Raw genomic sequence first — 16,679 nt, forward strand, 5'->3', positions numbered from 1 at the left:
CGCCTTTTCCCTCCCGGCCTGGGTCGCCTCACCAGAAGGCCGCGAATTCCAGGAGTGCCAAAGAGGCCGGTGCGGACAGGCTCTGGTGTCACCGGAGTTGGCGGATGGGCGCCCGCACCGCGGCCGGCCGCTTCTCGCGGGATGGTTCCCCGGCGGGCACCGTGGCTGACAAGCCCCCCTTCTAGTGAGAGAGTGTTTGAATGCCCCGAAGCCTTCCTCCTTCCCGCAGCCTTGAGCGGGCGGCACATGCTGCGTGCAGTGTGTCGGACCTGCTGGAGGTGTTGTGGGGGCGTGGTCAGGAAGCCGCACCCTCGGGGCCCCTGCCGCCTTCGCAGTTCCGGGCGCTGTCGGTGATCAAGGAGCAGCGGAAGGTCAATCAGCGGGCCCTTGGGCAAGCGCTCGGTTCGCGACCGTCGGCGGTGAGCCGGCTGTGCGACCGGCTGGAGGCCGCCGGCCTCATCGAGCGGCTCCCCAGCACCACCAGCCGCCGTGAAGTCGATCTGTGCCTGAGCCGCCGTGGCGCCGCCGTCCTCGAAGAGTTCCGGCGGTCGCGGGTACGGGAAGTCGAAGCCGTCCTGGCGACAATGTCACCGGGGCACTTGGCGACACTGGCCGAAGGGCTGGAGCTTTTCCGGGAAGCCGCCGGCGAGCACATAGGTCTGATGCGCGCGGCCCATTCCGACGAGGGGCCCACCACGGCCACCGCATAGCCGCGCCCCGCGCACGGCAAACGAACACGAAAAGACCGCGGGCGGAAAAAGCCGGCCGCCCAGCGGGAGATCTCCACCCCTGCGCACGCCCCCCGACGTTCCGGCGCACCCTCGCGCACCGGAAGGGGAGCCAGGGCCTCCGCAGGGCGGGAAAAGCCCCCACGGCGGGCCGGCGGAGCCCGGCCGGGAAGGGCTGCTCTTTCCGGCCCCGCCGAACGGTAGGATCAACAGTTGCCGCACAGCAATAGTCGCGGCGCCATGAAGTCTTGCTCGGTCTCAGCAGACCGCGCTGTGCGGGGCACCGCGGTCTGGGTCAGTCGGTGAAGGGCGTGCACGCCGCCAGGAGCGTTCTTCTTGGGCAGTGAGCGACCGGACGGCCGATCCCTGCGGTCGTATTCCGTCACTCGATGTCCCGCCCATCCGATGAAGAAGGCCTCACCGTGACGAATTTCCTGGCTGTGGAACGCGCCGTGCGGACAGCGGCACCCCACGACCTCCTCGGCGCGGTGCGGGCGGCCCTGGTCGAGCACTACGACGCCACCGAGGTCGATCTGCTCCTGGCGGATTACAGCCTCACCGTCCTGCAGCCGGTCACGGCGCTGCCGCACACCGCCGAGCCGCTGTCGGTCTACAGCAGCCCCGAAGGGCACGCCTTCGGCAGCCAGGAGGCCTACGAGCGGATCGTGAGCCAGGAAGGACTGGTCGACCTGTACCTGCCGGTGACCGTCCGCGGCGACCGGCTCGGCATCCTCTCCGCGCGCATCCCGCAGGACAGCTGCACGCCCGCCACGGTGGAGGAGCTGACCGCGGTCGCCGAACTCCTGGGGCACGAGATCGTCGTCGCCGAGCGGGACACCGACCTCTACCTCCAGGCCCGCCGCGCCAGCCGCCTGACCCTGGCCGCCGAGATGCAGTGGCAGCTGCTGCCCGGGCGGGCGTGCAGCCGCGCGGAGTACGCGATCGGCGCGCAGCTGGAGCCGGCGTACGCCATCCACGGCGACAACTTCGACTGGGCCACGACGTCAAAGACGCTCACCCTCAGCGTCACCAACGGCATGGGCGAGGGCATCCAGGCCTCCCTCCTCACCAACCTCGCGGTCAACGCCCTGCGCAACGCCCGAAGAGCCGGCATCGGCATCGCGGACCAGGCCGCCCTGGCCGACCAGGCGCTGTATGCGCAGCATGGGGGCCAGGAGTACGTCTCGAGCCTGCTGCTCTCCTTCGAGCTGGCGACCGGGCGCGTGCAGGTGGTGGACGCCGGCTCGCCCCAGCTGTGGCGCCAGCGCGACAAGCGTGTGGAACGGGTGCGCTTCGAGGCGCAGTTCCCCTTGGGGATGTTCGAGGAGACGGAGTATGTGGCGCAGGAATTCGATGTCCTGCCGGGGGACCGGCTGATCTTCGTCAGTGACGGCGTCTACAGTGCCGCCACGGAGGTGGGAGAGGCGTACGGCGAGCGGAAACTGGCGCTCGCGATCCAGGCCGCGGGGCTTCTTCCGGCCGCCGCGGTGCCCCGGGCGATCCTGCAGGAACTCGCCTCCTACCTCGACGCCGACGCCGAGGACGACGCGCTGGTGGTGTGTCTCGACTGGTTCGGCCGCGACCCGCGCCCCTGAACCGGCCGATCCGGGCCTCGGCCGGGGGCGTTCGACGTGCGCCCCCCCCGGCGGCGGCGTCACGGGCGGGCCCACCGGGCGGCGACCACGGTCGTGCCCCGGCCGGGAGCGCACCTCGAAATCGTCCATGAGACGGCGTGCCCCGCCGAGCCCATGCCCGAGCCCGGCGCCGGTGGTGAAGCCGTCGGTGGGGGCGGCCGCCAGGTCCGGGATGCCGGGGCCCGCATCTCGTATGGTCCGCGCACGCCCTCCCGGTGCAGGCAGGCGATGGACAGCGTCCCGCCGCCACCGTGGACGTAGGCGTTGCGGACCAGTTCGCTGGCCGCGGTCACCACACGGGTCTGGTCGACGATGCCGAAACCGGCCCTCAGCGTCGCCGCGCGCACGGCGTGACGGGCCGTCAGCAGGTCCTCTTCCGAGTGCAGTTCGATGAGCGGGGCGCAGGCGGGACCCGGGAGGTCTGCCTCCTTGAGGGAGAGGAGGGCCGGCGAGGTGGCGGCCGGCGTCGCATGCGCCCGGGCCCGGCGCGGCGAGAACTCGCCGACCGCCCGGTTCAGTTCCCCGTGGCCGTCCACGGCGCGGGCGACCGGCAGCGCGCCGTCCACCGCCGCGATCAGGGCGGCGACCACGTCATCGGCCTCTTCCCGCAGCTCCCGCCCGGCGGCCCCGGCCCCGGACTCCGGCCGGTCCTGCACCCAGCGCTCAGCGATGCCGTCGGCCCGTTCGTGAAGCGCCTTTGCCACGCGCCGGCGAACGTCCGCCTCACTGCTGCCCACTTGTAGATCTCCTCCACGAAACTGGTAGGCCCCGGGAATGTTGCCCTAGGACAACTGTCGCCCTAGGGTGAGCAGGAGCGCGGGTGCGGGCCGCCGATGTTCGCCGCCCGCCCGGTTCGGAAGGCGAGGAGCGGGGCCGTGCGCGGAAAGCGCGGCCGGCGAGGGGACTTACTCCAGCAGGACCTGTGTCGGGCCTTGCGTGAGGGCCGGAGTCGTGGGGTGGAAGAACCTGCCGGACAGAGTGCGGCCATCGCCGAGATCGTACGGGCGGTACGCGAGGGCCAGAGCCGGCGCGTCGGTCTCCTGCTGGAGCGGTTCGTGGCCGATGCGGACCTGCCCGCGCTCTTCGCTCTGCGGGAGGCGCTGGCCCGCTCCTGCTCGGACGCGGACAGCGACCCGGACCGGGAACCATGAGGAAGAGGAGCCCACCGCCCCCGGCCCGCCCGGGCACGGGGAAGGCGCGGACATCAGGCACGGCGTGCGGGCCGCGAGGCCACCGGCGTGTCCGGGCAACCGTATGAGGGGAGCGCGCGGGAGGGGAGGGGGGGAGGTGGACGCCTACTTCACGACCGAGCGGTGCCCCATGTGCGGCCGGCACACCGACGGTCTCTCCGGCCGGTTCACCTGCGCGGTCTGCGACACCGTCTGGGCCTCGGACGATCCCGCCTCCATCGTCACCCTCGGCCCGCTGGAGCCCATGCCGGTGGCCGGCGCGGCCTGACCGGGGCGCCCTTGCGGCACCACCGATCAATTGCGTGCGCATCCGCCGGACGCGCATCCCGCCGGGCAACAGAACGCGCGGCAAGGACAGGGGAGTTGATCCATGGGAGAGGAGCACGAGCTCCAGCGGCCGGCGCGGCCGCCCGAGCCGGTGGACCTCTGCGACTGGTGCGGCCGCGACCTCGACGGCACCGGCATGGCCCTGGCCGTGGTGGCCGATTCGTCGGCCGTGCACCCCACCTCGGCCCGCCAGGACGGCCGGCGTCTGCTGCTCGCCTGCGGCCAGGAGCATCTGTCGCTGCTGACAGCGCCCTACCTGCGCCGCCCCTTCGTGGAGGAAGAACTGTGGGCCGGGAAAGTGGCCAGGGCCCTGCGCGCGCATCACGGCAGGATCGACCCGGAACACCTTCCCCAGGCCACCGGACTCGACTTCGGGCAGATCATGAGGGCGATCGCCTGGAACGCCGACAACGCCGACAACGCCGACAACGCCGACCACGCCCGCCCGCCCGCATAGCCTCCGCCCCGCCCCGTCCCGCACCTCGCCGCTGAGCCGCCCCGAGCGGGCCCAGGGGGCCGGCGGAAAAAGAGAAGGCGAAGGAGGGTGGGCCCCGGGCACAATGTCGGCGCCCTGCGCCCCCTGAGGGAAGGACCCGCGCCATGGCCCGCGCCATCACTTTGATCCGCTCCGCCTCCCTGTCCGACGTCGCCGAGTACGCCTACGCGGCCACCGCGCCCGCCGAGGCCCGCCTGGTCTTCCTCGCCGGGGCCTGCCCGCTCGACGACGACGGTGCGACGGTGGCGGTCGGGGACTACGCGGGCCAGGCGGCCAGGGCCGTGGAGAACATGCGCACCGCGCTCGCCGCCGCCGGCGCCTCACTTCAGGACGTCATCAGTACGAGGGTCCTCGTCGCCTCGACCCGCAGAGAGGATCTGGTGGCCGCCTGGGAGGTGGTCCGGGACGCCTTCGCCGACCACGACGTGCCCAGCACCCTGCTGGGCGTCACCGTGCTCGGCTACCGGGACCAGCTCGTCGAGATCGAGGCCGTGGCCGCGGTGCTCGACTCCTGAGAGCCCCCCCGGCGGCCCGGGACCCCGCGCGGAGAGGGCATACTGGCCCCGAACCCGGCAAGAGCAAAGGGCGGCGATGTGGACGGACCGCGACATGGGCACCCAGAAGAGCCTCTTCCCGCTTCGGTCCCACCGGACCTGAAGAGCCGCCCGCTGCCAGGGCGGCCGGGGCTGTGCGTGAGCGGTGAGATCGTTCTGGCCACGCGGGAGAAGTGGCAGCGGATGCTGCGGGACCTGGTGGCCGGAAACCAGCGGGCCGTCCACCTGGAGTTGTCCGCGGTGAGCTTCGTCGACGTCTGCGGGGCCACAGCCCTGGTGGCCGCATCCCATACCTTGGAGGAGGGGAGCCGCATCGTCCTTCACCGGCCTCCCTCCAGCCTCCAGCGCCTGCTCGAGGTGCTCTGGCCCAACGTGTCGGCGGTAGAGGTGGCGAGGCAGTGAGCGGTACAGGGACGGACAGGGACTTCCTGCACCCGGCGTTGTTCTACCGGACGAGCGAGGAGTACGTGGCCGGCACGGCGTCGTTCGTGCGCCAGGGGCTGGCGGCCGGCGAGCCCGTCGCGGTGGCCGTACCGGGGGACAACCTCCGGCTGCTGCGCGAGGAGTTGGGCAGCGCGGGCGCCCCCGTGCGCTTCCTCGACATGACCCAGGCCGGACGCAACCCGGGACGGATCATCCCCCGCGTGCTGCGCGACTTCGCCGACCGGCACCCCGCCCGGCGGGTGCGGATCATCGGCGAGCCCATCTGGGCCGGGCGCACCGCGACGGAGTACCCGGCGTGCGCCCAGCACGAAGCGCTGATCAACAAGGCGTTCCAGGGCCGTCCCGTGAGCATCCTGTGCCCCTACGACACCGCCCGGCTGCACCCGGACACCGTCGCCGACGCGTACGCGACCCACCCCACCGTCGTGGAGAACGGGCAGACGCTGCCCAGCCCCGCCTACGCGCCCGAGGAGATCATCACCCGCTACAACGAGCCCCTCGTCGCGCCGGACGGCGCCGCGGAGTTCTCCTTCGACGCGGAACTGCTGTCCGACGCCCGCCGTTTCGCGCTCGCCGCTGCCGCCCGGCTCGGGCTGCCCCGCGAGCGCACCGCCGACCTGGAACTGGTGACGGCCGAGCTGACCACCAACAGCGTGGTGCACGGCGGCGGCACGGGAACCCTGCGCACCTGGTACGCCGAGGGCCAGGTGGTGTGCGAGGTCCAGGACGCCGGACAGCACAGCGACCCCCTGGCCGGGCGCCGGGTGGTGGCAAAGGAACAGAGCGGCGGTCGCGGGCTGCTGATGGTCAACGTCCTGTCCGACCTGGTCCGCACGCACACCGGGCCGGCCGGCACCACCACGCGCGCCTACTTCGACGCCGGGAGCTGACCTGCGGGGTGCCGGGCCGGGCCACACGCCCGGCCCGGCACCCTCGCCGTGCGGCCCCGGATGTGAGGGGCCCGGCGGGTCAGAGGGCGGGGGCGAACCGCTCCCAGGCGCGGTGTGCCCTCAGCAGGGTGACGACCCCGTCGAGGACCGCGGTGCCGGCCTCGCCGACCACCACGCCGGCGGCGGCCGTGGGCAGCCCCGCCGTCTCCAGGACGGCCGCCCCGGGCCCCCATGCCCCGAGTGCCTTGCCGTGCCGGAACGCCTCGGTGATCATCAGCAGCAGGCGGGGTTCGACCCCGGTGGCCCGCCCCGCGAGGTCGTCCGCCTTGGCGTCGCGGGCCCCGTAGGCGTCCGGGGCCGGCGCCGGCGCCCCGGCCAGCAGCAGGGCGTCGAACTCGATGGACCGGGCGGTGGTGAAGGTGCGCTGCACAGGGAGGGGATCGCCGTCCGCGTCCAGGGTGCCGCCGGTGGGGGCGATGACCAGCGGCACCATCCCGGCGTCCAGGACCGCCTGACGTACCGTGCGCAGTCCTGCCAGGTCACTGGTGCCGTCGGTGACGATGCCGATGATCCGGCCGTCGACGGGCCACTCCCGGCCGAGCTGGGAGAGTGCCGGGCTGGGTTCCACGGCCGCCGGCTCCACGGACGGCTCCGGTGCCGGCAGGCCGAGGCCGGTGGCGACCTGCGAGCACAGCCGCGGGTCGATGTTGGCGAGCACCCGCAGCGCCCGCTCCTTGATGCTGTTGTTCCAGCACTTGCCGAGCTCGAAGGTGTAGGCGGCGATGATGTGCTCGCGCTCGGTGGGGCTCATGCTCAGCCAGAACTGGCGGGGCTGGCTGAAGTGGTCCTCGAAGCCGGCCGGTGCCTCGCGCACCTTGCGGGAGGCGGGCACCGCGGCCGGCACCTCGATGTAGGCCCCGGTGTCCGCGCCGGCCAAAAACGGGCAGCCGCCGTCGACGGAGTTGGGCCGGTAGGGTGCCGCGCCCCGGTGCACGGCGCTCTGGTGCATGCCGTCCCGGGTCATGTCGTTGACGGGCGCGTGGGTGCGGTTGATGGGCAGCTGGCCGAAGTTGGGGCCGCCCAGCCGGCTGATCTGTGTGTCCAGGTAGGAGAAGAGGCGGCCCTGCAGCAGCGGGTCGTCGGTGACGTCGATGCCGGGGACCAGGTGGCCGGGGTGGAAGGCGACCTGCTCGGTCTCGGCGAAGTAGTTCGACGGGTTGGCGTTGAGCGTCATCAGGCCGATCGGCCGCACCGGCGCCAGTTCCTCGGGCACGATCTTCGTCGGGTCGAGGAGATCGATGCCCTCGAACATCTGATCCTCGGTGTCGGGGAAGGTCTGCACGCCCAGCTCCCACTGGGGGAAGGCGCCGGCCTCGATGGCGTCGGCCAGGTCGCGGCGGTGGAAGTCGGGGTCCATGCCGCCGGTGATCTGCGCCTCCTCCCACACCTGGGAGTGCACGCCCAGCTTGGGCTTCCAGTGGAACTTCACCAAGGTGGTGGCGCCCTCGGCGTTGACCAGCCGGAAGGTGTGGACGCCGAAGCCCTCCATCATCCGGTAGGAGCGCGGGATGCCGCGGTCCGACATGTTCCACAGCGTGTGGTGGGTGGCCTCGGTGTGCAGGGTGACGAAGTCCCAGAACGTGTCGTGGGCGCTCTGCGCCTGCGGGATCTCCCGGTCCGGGTGCGGCTTGCCGGCGTGGATCACGTCGGGGAACTTGATCGCGTCCTGGATGAAGAAGACCGGGATGTTGTTGCCGACCAGGTCGAAGACGCCCTCGCCGGTGTAGAACTTCGTCGCGAAGCCCCGGGTGTCGCGCACGGTGTCGGCGGAGCCGCGCGAGCCGAGGACCGTGGAGAAGCGGACGTAGACCGGCGTCTCGACGCCTTCGGCGAGGAAGGCGGCCCGGGTGATGCCCGCGGCCGAGCCGTAGGCCTGGAACACGCCGTGCGCGGCCGCCCCGCGGGCGTGCACCACCCGCTCGGGGATGCGCTCGTGGTCGAAGTGGGTGATCTTCTCCCGCAGGTGGTGGTCCTGCAGCAGCACCGGGCCGCGCGGCCCCGCCTTGAGCGAGTGGTCGGTTTCGTACAGGCGGGCCCCTTGAGCGGTGGTCAGATACGCGCCGTCCTGGGCGAGGCTGTCCTGCGGGGCCCCGGTGGGCTGCCCCGTGGGGCCGTAGGTGTCGGGGCCGCGCTGGTCGGGCTTGGGCGGCAGCGGTCCGCGCGGCTGCGTGGGCTCCTCCACCGGCGCGTCCTGCGGGCCGGGTGCGCCGGGAATCTCATTCCCGGGCCGCATGGCCTGCTCCACCTTCTCCACGACCTTGTCCACGGCGGCCGTCACCGGGTTCTTCTTCTCGCTCACTGGCATTTCCGATCATCGGAGGGGACAGCACCCTGCCGAGCAGGGGCCGGTGGCACTGGGCAGGGACGCAATCGCGTGACGACCGGTACCCCCTGCCCTGCCGGCAAACACATGAACTGAGCCGTCCGGGGCGCCGTCCGGATCAGGGCACTTTGCGCCATACGTCGCTCGCCTCGTCGTACTCCGCCCTCCCCAGCTCGGCGAACGCGCGCAGCCAGCCCTCCATCGGCCAGCTGCCCCACCGCCGCCGGTACAGCGCCCCGTTGCGCAGGATGTCGTCGAGGTGCTGCAGGGGCGGCTGCTGCGTGGGGTGGTACTGGTGGTAGGCGGGAGCCCCGCCCACCCACCACACGCCCACCCCGCGGCGGGCCGCGGTCGCGGCGAAGTCGGTGTCCTCGGCCCCGTATCCCGTATACGCCTCGCAGAAGCCGCCGATACGGGCCCAGGTCCGGGCGGTGACGGCGAACGACAGCGACCAGAACAGCTCCGGGTCGCCCCCGCGCACCACCTGCCCCTCCGCCGGGGCCGGCCGGGCCCGGTGCGGCGCGGCCAAGCCCTTCAGGGCCTCCAGGCGGTAGCCGCCCGGCGGCGGGGGCGGCAGGTAGGCGACCGTGCCGCACAGCAGCGCGCCGTCCTCGGCGACAGCGGCGTAGCGCTCCAGGAGCGTGGGCCCGGGCACGCAGTCGACGTCGAGGAAGACCAGCAGCTCCGCGCCGTCCGCCAGGGCGCGTGCGGCCCCCGCGTTGCGGGCGGCGGCCAGCGGCAGGCGCCCCTGCGCCAGGGGCAGCGTGACCACCTGGGCGGTGGGCCTGCGGCCACAGGTCAGCGGCCCGATCCGCGGATCGGCCATGGAGACGACCACATACTGATCCGGGGTGCGCAGGCCGGCGGCGAGCGCGTCCTGCTGGAGCAGCAGATGGCGGTGCCGGCCCGCGCACAGGGTGATCACCGCGGTGCGCACGCGGCCTGCCTCGGGGAGCGGGACGCCAGCTCGGTGAGCAGCCCGGCCGCGCGCCGGGCGCCGTCACCGAAGGACCACGCCGCCCACCGGTCGGGCCGGGCGGCCGTCTCGGCCAGCAGCGCGGGCCACTGCGCCGCCTCGGGCCAGCTCTCTCGTACCGTCGCAAGACCCGCCGCGCGCAGGGCCCTTGCAGTGGCGTGCTGCTCCCGGTGGGGCCGCTCCTGGGGGATGACGAGCGTGGGCACCCGGGCGGCGGCACACTCCGCGACGGCGTTCTGCCCGGCATGGGTGATCACCACCCGGGCCCGGCACAGCACCGGCCAGGGGTCCTCCAGCCAGGCCGCCCCGGGGCCGCCGAGGACGGTCCACGACCAGCCGGGGGTGGCGTGCCGGGCCTCTTGCAGGCGCGCGTCGCTCAGTTCGCTGCCGCCCGCCCCGAACATCACGACCACCTCGTTGCGGGGCGTGCCGTCCCCGGCGGCGGGGTGGGGGCGCCCGTCGTAGCGGGAGATGCTGCCGGTGTGCACGGTCTTGGCCCGCCAGTGTGCGGGCCAGTGCGGCTCGGGCAGCGCGTGCGGCCAGGGGGCCAGGAGGGCCTGTGCGAGGTCGTAGCCCAGGCGGTGCGCGGCATCCCGGCGGTCGCCGCGCATGGCCATCACCACGACCGGCACCCCCATCAGCCGCGCCAGCGCGGCCACTTCCACCGACACGTCGCACACGAACAGCGCCGGCCTCTCGCGCCGGATCCACTCGGCGATGATCCCCATCCGCTCGCGGTGGCCGGGGTGGTGCAGCGGCACCCAGTGCAGGCGTCCGTTGGCCGTGGCGTCCAGCGGCCCGGGCGTGGTGTCCGCCGGCAGGGGAACCCACCGGCCCCGCCAGGTGTCCGGCCGGGGCAGCGAGGAGAGCAGGGTCAGCGGGCCCGGCACGTGGGCGGCGATGCACTGGGCCCGGTGCAGATGCCCGCGCCCCTGGTGGTGGACGTAGTAGCCGATCACCGGGCCGCCACCTCCTGGTACAGCGCGGTGTAGTCGTCGGCGGTACGGGCCAGCGAACAGAACCGCTCCGCCCGGCGCCGCGCGGCCCGCCGGTCCAGGCGCATGACGCGCGGGATGAGCGCGGCCAGGGCCGCCACGTCGCCCGGCGGGGCGAGCAGCCCGCAGTCGGGGGCCAGGATCTCCCCGAGCGCCCCGCGGTCGAAGCCGCAGACCGGCGTGCCGCAGGCCAGAGCCTCGGCCACGACCAGGCCATACGGCTCGTCCCAGCTGGGGGTGACCAGCGCGGCGGCCGAGGTGCCCAGCAGCCGGGCCAGCTCCCGGCGTCCGAGGTGACCGACGTAGCGGGCGCCGTCCCCCAGCAGCGGCGCGACCTGCTCATCGAAGTAGCGCCGGTCCGAGACGGGCCCCGCCAGCCGCAGCGGCACGCCGGCGGCACGGGCCGCCCGGATCGCCAGGTGCGGCCCCTTCTCCGGGACCAGGCGGCCCGACCAGACCAGCGCGTGGCCGCCCGGCCCGGGCCGCCAGAAGTCCGTGTCGATGCCGTTGCGCACCACCCGCGCGGCGGGCACCACGGGATGCCAGGCGCAGGCGGTGAACTCACTGACGGCGGTGAAGACCACCGGGCAGCTGTCGGCCGTCTGGATCGCCGACTCCAGCCAGGGAGTGGGCGGCGTGTGGAGCGTGGTGATCACCGGAACCCGCAGGGCCGGCGCCATCGCGACGGGAAGGTAGTGCAGGCTGTTGTTGTGCACGATGTCGAACCGGTGCTCACCGTCGCGGGCCAGATCGAGCATCAGACTCAGATACGCGTGGTGCTCCTGGAGCCAGGTGCTGCTGGGCATGCTGGTGTCCGCGCGGGCCGCACTGCTCAACACGACCCGGCGCACGGGCAGTTCACGCGCCTCCAGGGCCGGGTCGGAGCCGGGCGCGGCGAACAGCTCCACCCGGTGCCCCCGCCTGCTCAGCGCGTGCGCGAGCCCCCAGGTGTGGGCCTCGAGGCCCCCCGCGAACGGTTCGGTGATCGGGTGGCGCGCGGAGGCGATGAGGGCGACCCGCAGGGAGCTCATCGCAGCAGGTCGGCATAGAGGTCACGATGCGCGGCGGCGACATGGGCGCGCTCTTGTGCCCGCACTCGCACCGTGGCCCGGGGCGCCGGCGCCCCCGCGAAGGCGGCGAGCACGGCCTCGCGCAGGGACTCCTCGTCCAGGCCGTGCTCCTGGCTGTGCCCGTAGGTCAGGCAGGGGCGCTGCTGGGCGTAGAAGCCGCAGTCCGGGGCGGCGACGGCGGTCCCCAGATCGTGGCAGGCCTCCAGCCATCCCGAGTGCGTCCCGAACCGGTAGGGCAGGACGGACAGGTCAAGCGAGGTGAGGTAGTCCCACAGCTGCGCGTCGTCGAAGTAGTCGTGCACCGCCAGGGTCAGACGGCCCCGCCCGGCGAGCTCGCGCAGGGGCCCGATCAGCTGCGGGGCGTAGGCCGGACTGTGCGGGTCGGCCACCTCGCGGTGAACGTTCACCTGCAGCTCCGCGTCGGGCAGTTCGGCCACGGCCCGGGCCAGGACGCCCACCACGGGCAGCACGGACATGTTCGCCCGCAGGCTCTTGGCGTGCACCCCGACCCGGAACCGCCCGCGCTCGGGCCTGGGCCGGGAGATGAGCGGCGCCTCGACCACGTGCGGATGCGGCAGCACGGTCGCGGTGCGCCCCCACCGGCCGCGGATGGCGCGCGCCGCGCCGGGGGTGAGGGTGATCAGCCGGTCGGCGGCCGGGACGAGGACGTCCAGGGCGGCGTCATGGGCCGAGGGGTCCGCCTGGTGGGGGTTGCGCAGGTCGTGCACGGTGTAGACCAGCGGCTTGTTGTGCCGGCGCAGCGTGTCCACCAGCGCGGTGAGCTGGGCGGGGCTCTGGGCGTCGAACCCGAAGTGCAGATGGAAGACGTCGAAGTCCCGGTGGTGCGCGCCGACCCACTGCGGCTGCAGCATCACCGGCGGCCACCAGCGCTGGGAGGTGCTGGGCGCGCCGTTGGGGCGCGGGTCCGACAGCCGGGTGACGCCGTCGGCGTGCGGCAGGGAGCAGTGGCGTACGTATACGTGGCCGGCGGGCACGGAGGCGACCCGTATCTCCGGCGTCCCGATCTCGTCCTGGGGGCGGGCCTCGTGCGGCGGGGAGGCGGTCGGCGGCAGTTCTTCGAGCACGTCGAACTCCTCGGTGCGGGGGCCAGGCACTCGCCTTTCAGTCTGGGCAGTGCCGACGTGAGGCGCATGTCGAGCAGAGGGGCAGGAGGCGCCCGCGGAGGCGCCGCGGGCGCGCGACCCGTACCGCCCGGGATGCGCGAAGTTCCGCCGCCCGGGGGCTGATTACGGTGGGGGAGATGGGGATAACCGCAGTTCATGAGGTTGCTGACAGGCTTGTATGAGACCGACCGGGTGCTGACGCAAAGGGCCGCCTCCCGTATCCCGCCGGGCATGGCCAAGGTGCTCTCGGCGGTGGAGGAGACCGCGGAGAGCACGAAGCTGTGGTGCGGTGCGGCCGGCGCGATGGCCTGGCTGGGCGGCTGGCGGGGACGCACGGCGGCGGCCGCCGGGCTGGGGGCCCTGGTGGTGGCGCAGCTGATGTCGAACGGCCTGTGCAAGCAACTGGCCGACCGGCCCCGCCCGCCCGCGGAGTGGATCCCGCACGACGAGGTCGAAGACCGCCCCGACTCTTCGTCCTTCCCCTCCGGGCACACCGCGGCCGCGGTCGCCTTCACCGCGGCCGTCGCCCCCACCTGGCCGGCCGCCGGCGCCCTGTGCGCGCTGCCGGCCGCCCTGGTGGCCCTCGAACGCGTGCAGTCGGGCGCCCACTACCCCAGCGACGTCGCCGCCGGCGCCGCCATCGGCCTGGCCGCCGCCTGGCTCACCCGCCGCACCCCGGCACTGGTCATCCGCCACTGGCCCTAGCGGCGGTTCAGCGCAGCCACTGGTCCTGATCGGCGGGCCGGTAGAGGGTGAGGGCCTTGGGGAGTTTGTCGAGCACGAGGTGTTCGTACGTCGCGTCCGTCACCTCACCGTCGTAGGCCACATGCGGTTCTCCCTCCAGGACCTCAAGGCGCAGGCTGCGCACCTGGGCGGTGGTCAGGACCCGCGAGTTGTGCAGGGTGCCCGTCAGGACGGCGACGAGCAGCCGGGTGCGGGCCAGCGGGGTGCCGGCCTCCACGGCGCGCACGTCGAGGAGGCCGTCGTCGAGCTGGGTGCGGTAGGTGGGGGCGAAACCGGCCGGGTGGTAGATGCCGTTGCCCGCGAACAGGAGCCAGATGCGGCGCGGACGGCCGTTGATGACCACCGAGAGCGGACTGCCGGTGGCAAGGACCTTGGCCAGACCGATGACGAGCGCGGGCCACTTCCCGATCCGCTTCTCCAGCCGCTCGCGGGCATGGACCAGGTCCGAGTACACCCCGATGCTGAACGTGTTGAGGAAGAGCTGCTGTTGCCCGCCGGCCACGGCCGCACCGCCGACCGGGGTCCGCCCGCCGTCGTCGGCCCGGATGCTCCCGGCCCCGGGGGTGCCCGGGGCATCGGAGGGCCGGGCCACGCAGACCCGCCCCACGTCGGCGCTGACCGCGTCGCCCGCCGTCAGGGCGCGGACGACGTCTTCCAGGCTCACGTTGCCCAGGTCCACGGCGAAGTGGTTGAACGTCCCGCCGGGAAAGACGGCCAGCGGCACCCCGAACCGGGCCGCCACCGCACTGCCCGCGTTGACGGTCCCGTCGCCGCCGCACACCCCCAGCGCCCCGCCGTCCGCCTCGGCGCGCCGGGCGGCCGCCTCCAGCAGGGCCACCAGGTCATCGCCCGGCTCGAAGACGGTGATCTTCGCTTCGGGCAGCAGCGTGCGCAGGGTTTCCGCGGTGTCCCTGCTCCAGGCGACACCGGAGGACGGGTTGACCACCAGGTGCAGGCCCTGGCCGTCCTTGAGCGCGGGGGCCGGCCTGCGCGGCGGCGCGGCGGCGGCCGCCGTGGCGGGCTTCACGGGCCACCAGCGGCAGGTGAGCAGCGCCGCGCCTATCCCGATGAGTGCTCCGGCCGCCGCGCGGCCCCGGTGGTCGAGCCCGTGGCGGCTGCGCGCGTAGGCCAGTCCCGCGGCGAAGGGCAGCACCGCCAGCCCGTGGCGGGGGGACTCCAGGAGGACGGCCGAGGTGAAGGCCGTGGCCGCGGCCGCCGGGCTGGAGGGCAGGGAGGAGGTGCGCGGCCGCGGGAAGAGGGACGGCAGCCCGTCCAGTACCGGACGGGCACTGCGGGCGGCCGGCTTGGCCAGGGCGTGATTGACGGCCGTGACGATCGCCACGGAGCCCACTCCGCGCAGCGCCGCCCGCCGGGCGTTCCTGCCGCCCGCCAGCCCCAGTACGGCCGCGGCCCCCAGCCATACGGCGTCGTGCTCGACCGCCGCCCGCAGCAGCCGCGACACGCAGGTGCCCTTGCGGGCGGGGCCCACCAGGGCCCGGGAGGCGGCCAGCCGCCGGCCCGGCCCGGGTACCTTCCACCGACGAACAGGTCGCTTCATACGCTCGTCACACCTCTGCATTTGTCAAAAGTCCGCTGCGTGCGGCGGGGACCGGCCGCAGGAGATCCCACCCTACCGGCGCCGGTCACCGTGCCGGGCGCACGCTTTCCCGGGCCGGGCCCGGGGCAGGAATACCCCACGCGGATACGGCAGGAAGCCGGGAGGCGGGGGCAGTGGTGGTCGTGGCGGGGGCGGCCGTGCACACGGCGACGGCGTGGCCCCTCCTCGTAGCGGTGGTGCTCACCGCTGCCGCGACGGGGGCAGCCGGCCGACGGCTGTGGCACGCACACCGGCTCGCGGTCACCGGGCACCGGCAGTGGCAGGAACAGGAGGAGGCGAAGGCGCGGGAGTTGTCGATGACAGAGGTCGACGCGCTCTCCTGGCAGGACTTCGAGCACTACGTCGCCCACTTGTGCCGCCGGGACGGCTGCACCCGGGTCGTGGTCAGCGGCAGGAGCGGCGACCTGGGCGCCGACGTCGTGGGCCGTCTCGCCGACGGCCGCACCCTGGTCGTGCAGTGCAAGAAGTACGCGCCGCACCGCAGTGTGTCCTCGTCGGACATGCAGAAGTTCGTCGGCACCGCCCGCCTGGAACACGGGGCGGACATCGCCCTGTTCGTCACCACCGCCCGCGCCTTCACCAGGGCCGCGCTGGATCTGGCGGTGCGCCAGGACGTCGTGGCGCTGCACCGCGATCTGCTGGGCGCCTGGGTCAGAGGAGCCCGGCTGGAGACGCTGATCCCGTTGAACGGACGCGGCGGCGGCACGAGGAAGGGCCGCCCGCCCCGCTGAACGGCCGCACCCGCGCCGCCCGTTGCCGCGGCCGGGCGCGCACGCGCCGCTACTTGGTGGTGTGCGTCGGGTAGACCTGTACGTCGGTGTAGGCGCCCTTGATCGCCCCCGCGCCGGCGGGCCACTTCAGGCTGACGCTGTGGGTCTCGTTGGGGGGCGTCACCAGGATGTCGGTGGGGGAGGTGAGGCTGTCGCCGCTGGTGTCGATGTCGTAGGCGAGGTTGAAGACGGCGGCGTCGCCGGGCTTCAGGGTGGTGACGCGCGGCTGGGCCCGGCCGCGCTCGATGGGGCTGGAGGTGTGGTCGGCGTCCTTGATGTCGACGCCCGCGAAGCCCGTCGCCGAGCAGGTCGCCGAACCGCGGTTGACCATGGTGATGTCGATCCTGCCGGTGTTCGCGTCGGGCGCGGCGTCCTTGGCGTCGATGGCCAGGTCCGCCGTCTTGCAGAACGTGACCTTGGAGCCGGTCTTCGCCGTGCCGCCGCCTGCCTGCGCCTTGGTCTCCTCACCCGAGCCCCCCTTGGCGTCGTCGCCGGCCTCGGAGCCGCTGCCGGAGCCCGAGCCGCTCCCGGCCTGCGAACCGCCGCCCGAGGACGAAGAGGAGGAAGAGGAGGAGCCCTTGGAGGAGGAGTCGGTGCCGGAGTCGTCACCGCCGCAGGCGGTGAGCGAGAGGGCGGCGGCGACACCGAGGACGGCGAGAGCGGAGGTACGGGTGTGCTTCATGGTTTCCCCCAGAAGTAGGGCGGTGAGTGCGGTCGGAAATATTTGTATCCCGCA

Annotated in this window: 18 protein-coding genes; 10 read left to right on the plus strand and 8 right to left on the minus strand. The window is 73.6% G+C overall.

What is annotated here, in order from left to right; genetic code table 11:
* Window positions 1-200: 200 nt before the first annotated feature.
* Both ACZ7DY_RS35470 and ACZ7DY_RS35475 read left to right on the plus strand, forming a co-directional pair.
* A complete protein-coding gene (locus tag ACZ7DY_RS35470; protein ID WP_471143105.1) occupies window positions 201-710 on the plus strand; it encodes a MarR family winged helix-turn-helix transcriptional regulator in 510 nt (169 codons plus the stop codon).
* 407 nt (window positions 711-1,117) lie between these two features.
* The gene (locus tag ACZ7DY_RS35475; protein ID WP_471143107.1) at window positions 1,118-2,323 is read left to right on the plus strand and encodes a PP2C family protein-serine/threonine phosphatase; all 1,206 of its coding nucleotides are present in this window, start codon (window positions 1,118-1,120) and stop codon (window positions 2,321-2,323) included.
* Between the two features lie 59 nt (window positions 2,324-2,382).
* Here the strand turns inward: ACZ7DY_RS35475 and ACZ7DY_RS35480 are convergent, their stop codons facing one another.
* Window positions 2,383-3,066 (minus strand): hypothetical protein, encoded by a 684-nt coding sequence (locus tag ACZ7DY_RS35480; protein WP_471143109.1) that lies wholly within the window; start codon window positions 3,064-3,066, stop codon window positions 2,383-2,385.
* Between the two features lie 252 nt (window positions 3,067-3,318).
* Here ACZ7DY_RS35480 and ACZ7DY_RS35485 point away from each other — a divergent pair, with 252 nt between their 5' ends.
* The 6 genes from ACZ7DY_RS35485 to ACZ7DY_RS35510 all read left to right on the plus strand — a co-directional run bounded on the left by ACZ7DY_RS35485 (window position 3,319) and on the right by ACZ7DY_RS35510 (window position 6,263).
* A complete protein-coding gene (locus ACZ7DY_RS35485; RefSeq protein ID WP_471143111.1) occupies window positions 3,319-3,513 on the plus strand; it encodes a hypothetical protein in 195 nt (64 codons plus the stop codon).
* A gap of 136 nt (window positions 3,514-3,649) precedes the next feature.
* Entirely contained in the window at window positions 3,650-3,820 is a 171-nt protein-coding gene (locus ACZ7DY_RS35490; RefSeq protein ID WP_471143115.1) for a transposase family protein, read from the plus strand.
* Window positions 3,821-3,922: 102 nt separating this feature from the next.
* Complete coding sequence (locus tag ACZ7DY_RS35495; protein WP_471143119.1) at window positions 3,923-4,336, plus strand: hypothetical protein; 414 nt, start codon at window positions 3,923-3,925, stop codon at window positions 4,334-4,336.
* Window positions 4,337-4,479: 143 nt separating this feature from the next.
* Complete coding sequence (locus ACZ7DY_RS35500) at window positions 4,480-4,890, plus strand: RidA family protein (RefSeq protein WP_471143122.1); 411 nt, start codon at window positions 4,480-4,482, stop codon at window positions 4,888-4,890.
* Between the two features lie 177 nt (window positions 4,891-5,067).
* Window positions 5,068-5,331, plus strand: coding sequence for an STAS domain-containing protein (locus tag ACZ7DY_RS35505; RefSeq protein WP_471143125.1), 264 nt, complete (start codon window positions 5,068-5,070; stop codon window positions 5,329-5,331).
* A complete protein-coding gene (locus ACZ7DY_RS35510) occupies window positions 5,328-6,263 on the plus strand; it encodes an anti-sigma factor RsbA family regulatory protein (protein ID WP_471143129.1) in 936 nt (311 codons plus the stop codon). Before ACZ7DY_RS35505 ends, ACZ7DY_RS35510 begins: the two co-directional genes overlap by 4 nt.
* 79 nt (window positions 6,264-6,342) lie before the next feature.
* Here ACZ7DY_RS35510 and ACZ7DY_RS35515 read toward each other — a convergent pair whose 3' ends face one another.
* The 5 genes from ACZ7DY_RS35515 to ACZ7DY_RS35535 all read right to left on the minus strand — a co-directional run bounded on the left by ACZ7DY_RS35515 (window position 6,343) and on the right by ACZ7DY_RS35535 (window position 12,802).
* Window positions 6,343-8,622, minus strand: coding sequence for a catalase (locus ACZ7DY_RS35515; protein WP_471143131.1), 2,280 nt, complete (start codon window positions 8,620-8,622; stop codon window positions 6,343-6,345).
* A 142-nt stretch (window positions 8,623-8,764) separates the two neighbouring features.
* Window positions 8,765-9,583 (minus strand): glycosyltransferase family 2 protein, encoded by an 819-nt coding sequence (locus ACZ7DY_RS35520; protein ID WP_471143132.1) that lies wholly within the window; start codon window positions 9,581-9,583, stop codon window positions 8,765-8,767.
* Window positions 9,568-10,581, minus strand: a complete 1,014-nt coding sequence (locus tag ACZ7DY_RS35525; protein ID WP_471143134.1) for a glycosyltransferase — start codon at window positions 10,579-10,581, stop codon at window positions 9,568-9,570. Before ACZ7DY_RS35525 ends, ACZ7DY_RS35520 begins: the two co-directional genes overlap by 16 nt.
* Window positions 10,578-11,648, minus strand: coding sequence for a glycosyltransferase (locus ACZ7DY_RS35530; RefSeq protein WP_471143135.1), 1,071 nt, complete (start codon window positions 11,646-11,648; stop codon window positions 10,578-10,580). Before ACZ7DY_RS35530 ends, ACZ7DY_RS35525 begins: the two co-directional genes overlap by 4 nt.
* The gene (locus tag ACZ7DY_RS35535; protein WP_471143138.1) at window positions 11,645-12,802 is read right to left on the minus strand and encodes a glycosyltransferase family protein; all 1,158 of its coding nucleotides are present in this window, start codon (window positions 12,800-12,802) and stop codon (window positions 11,645-11,647) included. Before ACZ7DY_RS35535 ends, ACZ7DY_RS35530 begins: the two co-directional genes overlap by 4 nt.
* Window positions 12,803-12,967: 165 nt before the next feature.
* Between ACZ7DY_RS35535 and ACZ7DY_RS35540 the strand changes: the two genes are divergently transcribed.
* Window positions 12,968-13,516 carry a phosphatase PAP2 family protein gene (locus ACZ7DY_RS35540; RefSeq protein ID WP_471143140.1) on the plus strand — a complete coding sequence of 183 codons (549 nt, stop codon included), beginning with the start codon at window positions 12,968-12,970 and terminating at the stop codon, window positions 13,514-13,516.
* 7 nt (window positions 13,517-13,523) lie between these two features.
* On the opposite strand, the gene ACZ7DY_RS35545 is transcribed toward ACZ7DY_RS35540, so the two are convergent.
* Complete coding sequence (locus tag ACZ7DY_RS35545) at window positions 13,524-15,113, minus strand: diacylglycerol/lipid kinase family protein (protein WP_471143143.1); 1,590 nt, start codon at window positions 15,111-15,113, stop codon at window positions 13,524-13,526.
* Window positions 15,114-15,286: 173 nt separating this feature from the next.
* Here ACZ7DY_RS35545 and ACZ7DY_RS35550 point away from each other — a divergent pair, with 173 nt between their 5' ends.
* Window positions 15,287-15,904, plus strand: a complete 618-nt coding sequence (locus tag ACZ7DY_RS35550; RefSeq protein ID WP_471143146.1) for a restriction endonuclease — start codon at window positions 15,287-15,289, stop codon at window positions 15,902-15,904.
* 49 nt (window positions 15,905-15,953) lie between these two features.
* On the opposite strand, the gene ACZ7DY_RS35555 is transcribed toward ACZ7DY_RS35550, so the two are convergent.
* Window positions 15,954-16,625 (minus strand): DUF4232 domain-containing protein, encoded by a 672-nt coding sequence (locus tag ACZ7DY_RS35555; protein ID WP_471143149.1) that lies wholly within the window; start codon window positions 16,623-16,625, stop codon window positions 15,954-15,956.
* Window positions 16,626-16,679: the final 54 nt, after the last annotated feature.

The sequence above is a fragment of the Streptomyces sp. NPDC037013 genome (assembly GCF_055607265.1).